Here is a 4,199-nt window from a genome sequence, read left to right as displayed (position 1 = left end):
CCAACCAAACGCTCTCCTATGCAGAAGGAAAAACGGCTAACTTCCAAGTGGGAACAGTCACAGCTACCGATGCAGTAGGAGTCACAAGCTTTGCGATCGCATCTGGACATCATTCCGTGTTCTTTGTTCGTACATAGCAGCGTATCAGTTCTCCTCACCGCAGCAGGTGCAGCTGCATCAGCCGCATCCAATGACTTTGAGACTACTCCAAATACGTTTACATTAGGAATAACTGCTAGTGATGCTGCTGGTAACACATCTACTTCTACCAACATTACTATTAACGTCACTGATATCCCCAATGATGTACCCACCGTAACAATTGCTGCTACAGATCCCTATGCTGCTGAAATTCAAACACCTAGAGTCAACAATGGTAAATTCACATTTACCTTGTCAGAAGCGGCTCCAGTAGGAGGAATTGCAGTCAACTACACGGTCAGTGGAACCGCTATTGGTGGGGAAGATTACACACTTCTACCTGGCACAGTCACAATTGCTGGTGGACAAACCACAGCGGTTGTCGATGTCTTGCCGATAAATGATGCTATCATAGAAGGTAATCAAAGCGTTATTCTCAGTCTCACAGATGGAGTTACCTATGACCTGGGTGCTACCACCGGAGCTACTGTAACCATAGCTGATGGTGCTATAGGGGACATTGATGGTAACGGGGTCTTTACTGGATCCGATGCATTCCTAATTAACCAGTTTTTAGCAGAACGGAATAATCCTAACCGTAACTCCATCCTAGAAACTACCTTCGCTCGGTTCCCTAGTGAAACCGTGGGATCCACCAATACTACCGGAGCTACACTTGCCAATGGGATTGAAGCACAGTTAAGCCTCTTTGATATTGACGGAAATTCAACAACTTCGCCAGGAGATATTTTCTTGATGAACCAATACTTGTTATTGGGGAGCAACCCGAACCGCAATCAAATCTTTCAGCTGGTTGCATCTGCTTTTGGATCAGAACTCAATGGTCCTAATAATACAGGCGACGAACTCAATCAAGCTTTAAGTAACTTAATAGGTACTAACATCTAGAAGTGTAAGTTCCTAGAGTTAAGTAGGGAGGCACAATTATTTGTAGGATGGGTTAGGTAACCAGTGGGGCGTTGGGTTTCGTTCCTCAACCCAACCTACGTTCATCTTATGTTTAATTCCACTCACCCACTTAGCAGGTTGCTGACCGTAGGAAGTTATGTCAATCGCTAAAACCTATCATTGTTTAGTTTTAACTAGACTTGGGTGGGTTTTAGTAATTTTCTAGGAGCGGATTTTGTGGTTTTACAATGTAAAGAAATAATAAAATTAACACCACATGCTCTGGAAATGCTACCATAGTCCTGTTAATGCTGCAATAATGATATCCGAAACCTTATATACCCATGTGTAGTCCGTACACACTATAATCTTAGAAACATTAGTTTGCTTAGACTATATTTCTAGAGACCGGCAAATTATGTTATGCTTGTGCTGATTTGTTATGATAACCGCTAATAATACACTGGAGATTTATGTCTACACCAAAACTAGTAATTACCCCCAAAATTCAAAGCGTTTCACCACGTAGTGGAAAGATTAATCTCGACTATCGACTGGAAAACTTTACAGATTCGGCTGTGTCTTCAGCAAGTATAGAGGTTTACTTTAGCAGTGAAATTCAAATTGATGTAAATGCTATCACTATTGGTGATAATACAGGTAATGTTCCCTTAGGTGGAAGAATAACAGGTGCTGATACTAACAATGCTGATGGTGATGTCACCACAGGGAATTTTGTGGTGCTAACCTTTCAAAATTTAACTACATCTGCAACTAATAAATCATTTATTAATATTCCCTTTGTAACAACCAGTACATTTGATGGCCAGGCAACAGTTAATTTTATTGCTCGTAGCAGTAATCCTAGCCTCACAGTAGATCCTATTGCTCCCGTTGCGATCAATAACCAGGTCACCGCTATTCTGGAAGTTGGACCCGGTCAAACTTATACAACAATTCAAGCAGCCATTGATGCTGCCAGCAACGGTGATGTAGTTAGGGTGCTATCTGGTGTATACAATGAAAACGTGACTATAAATAAGTCGGTTACACTGGAAGGTCCCAATAAAGGAATTAGACCAACTACACCGGATATTAACTTAACTGATGGTATTAATATCAACCAGGGATACCGTACTAACCCAGAAGCTTGGATTAAGGGCACTGTTACTGTAACAGCAGACAATGTTACTATTGATGGTTTCCGACTCAGAAATGAAAACGGTCCTTTGCAATGGACTGGTACACCAAATAACTTTAAACTACTCAACAACTACGTTACCGGGTATAATGCCAATAAGGGACCCCGTTTCGGAGATGCTAACAGCAACAACCCAATCAATGTAGTTACTGGTTGGCAAATTGATGCCAACTACATTGGTGGCTTATTGGGCGGTGGTGGCACGGGCGGGTCTATGTACTTAGCCGGACTCAGTAACTCAAGTATTAATAATAACACTTTTTGGCGCCCTCGTGCTGCCCACCTATACCTGGCATCTCTCACCAATGTTACCATAGATGGTAATAAGTTCTATCACGGACTGCACGCTGGTGGTGCCGATTTTGACGGATTTGGGAAATTTTTTAGCGGGACTGGCTATGGTTACGGTGGCTATGGTGGCTATGGTGGTAGTTATGGTGGTGGCTATGGTCGTAACTATTGGTTAGAACTCAAGGGGACAAATAATACTGTTAATATCAAAAATAATAGTGGTGAATACAACAGCGGTGGTATTCAGCTTTACGGTGAAGTGAATGATCGCTTCGTATTCGATAAAGTCACCATAGAGAAGAATACCTTTCCTGGTAATAACTTTATTAATGCTTATACTCAAGCCTCTAACAATAATTTATCCGGTCTGATTCCTGCTGTCATGGCAACTGCTAGGGTTGTGAGTGGGGGTCCTTCCGGTAGTGATTTAGTGATCCGTGATAATAAGATCACAATGGATCTAGCTCAAGTCAAATACGGTAAAGACCACAAATCTTCTTTAGAGGTGCGGGGTAACTTCAACGGTGTGACCATTGAAAACAACACTTTGACTCCAACAGGTACCAATGGAGGTGTTAATTTAATCACAGGTCTGAACCTTTACGGTAGTTTGCCGGGACAGGTGTCGGTCAAAAATAACGAGTTTTTCGGTGAAGGTGGAATTCGTCAAACTGCTAGTTATTACGGTATTGATGTAAATCCCACTTTTACTGGCTATGGAACCTATAATAGCAATCTCAACATCCAAAACAACACCATTAGAAACTGGGAAGTTGGGGTTGTCTTACGTGACGCAGCCCAGATTACTGCAAACAGTATTAATATAGCGGGAAATAACTTCATTAATAATTCAAGGAACGTCTTCGATGGTATTGACCCCACTATAACAGCATCCCAGGTCCTTTCCTATCTAGAAAACCAACAGCAGGGAGCTACCTTAGGAACAGTATCAGCAAGTGACAACTTGTCCAATACGGACAACGTAGGTATTAGACAGTATAGTATTTCCAGTGGAAACGAGAGTGGATTTTTCAGCATCAATTCTAGTAGTGGACAAATTACTTTGACATCAGCAGGTATATCAGCTGCTGCTAACAACTTTGAAAGTTTACCTAACACCTTCACCCTTGGGATTACAGTCACAGATGGAGGTGGACTAACTGCCACTAACGCAGTGACCCTAAGTGTTACCAATGTTAATGAAACACCCACGGACCTGACTCTATCAGCTACTAGCATTGCAGAAAATCAAGCAATTGGCACAGTGGTAGGTAACTTCTCTACCACAGACCCAGATACTGGTAACACCTTCACCTATAGCCTAGTTACGGGAACAGGTTCTATTGATAACAGTTTCTTCACCATAGATGGTGGTCAACTGAAAACTGCTGCTGCCTTTAATTTTGAAACCAAAAACAGCTACAGCATTAGAGTTCGCAGCACAGATCAAGGTGGACTGTTCTTTGACAAAGAGTTAACCATTAATGTTACCAATGTTAATGAAACACCCACGGACCTGACTCTATCAGCTACTAGCATTGCAGAAAATCAAGCAATTGGCACAGTGGTAGGTAACTTCTCTACCACAGACCCAGATACTGGTAACACCTTCACCTATAGCCTAGTTACGGGAACAGGTTCTATCGATAATAGTTCC

At 42.0% G+C, this 4,199-nt stretch carries 2 protein-coding genes; both read left to right on the top strand.

All coding sequences use genetic code 11. From position 1 onward, the window contains the following. Window positions 1-123: 123 nt before the first annotated feature. Window positions 124-1,050 (top strand): Calx-beta domain-containing protein, encoded by a 927-nt coding sequence (locus ASL19_RS11725; protein ID WP_057178488.1) that lies wholly within the window; start codon window positions 124-126, stop codon window positions 1,048-1,050. A 473-nt stretch (window positions 1,051-1,523) separates the two neighbouring features. Then, a partial coding sequence (locus tag ASL19_RS11720) for a cadherin repeat domain-containing protein (protein ID WP_200959859.1) occupies window positions 1,524-4,199 on the top strand: 2,676 nt, incomplete at its 3' end.

The sequence above is a fragment of the Cylindrospermopsis sp. CR12 genome (assembly GCF_001432185.1).
GTDB lineage: Bacteria > Cyanobacteriota > Cyanobacteriia > Cyanobacteriales > Nostocaceae > Raphidiopsis > Raphidiopsis raciborskii.
Note: the sequence above shows the minus strand (reverse complement) of the source record. Positions and strands in the feature narration are given on the sequence as shown.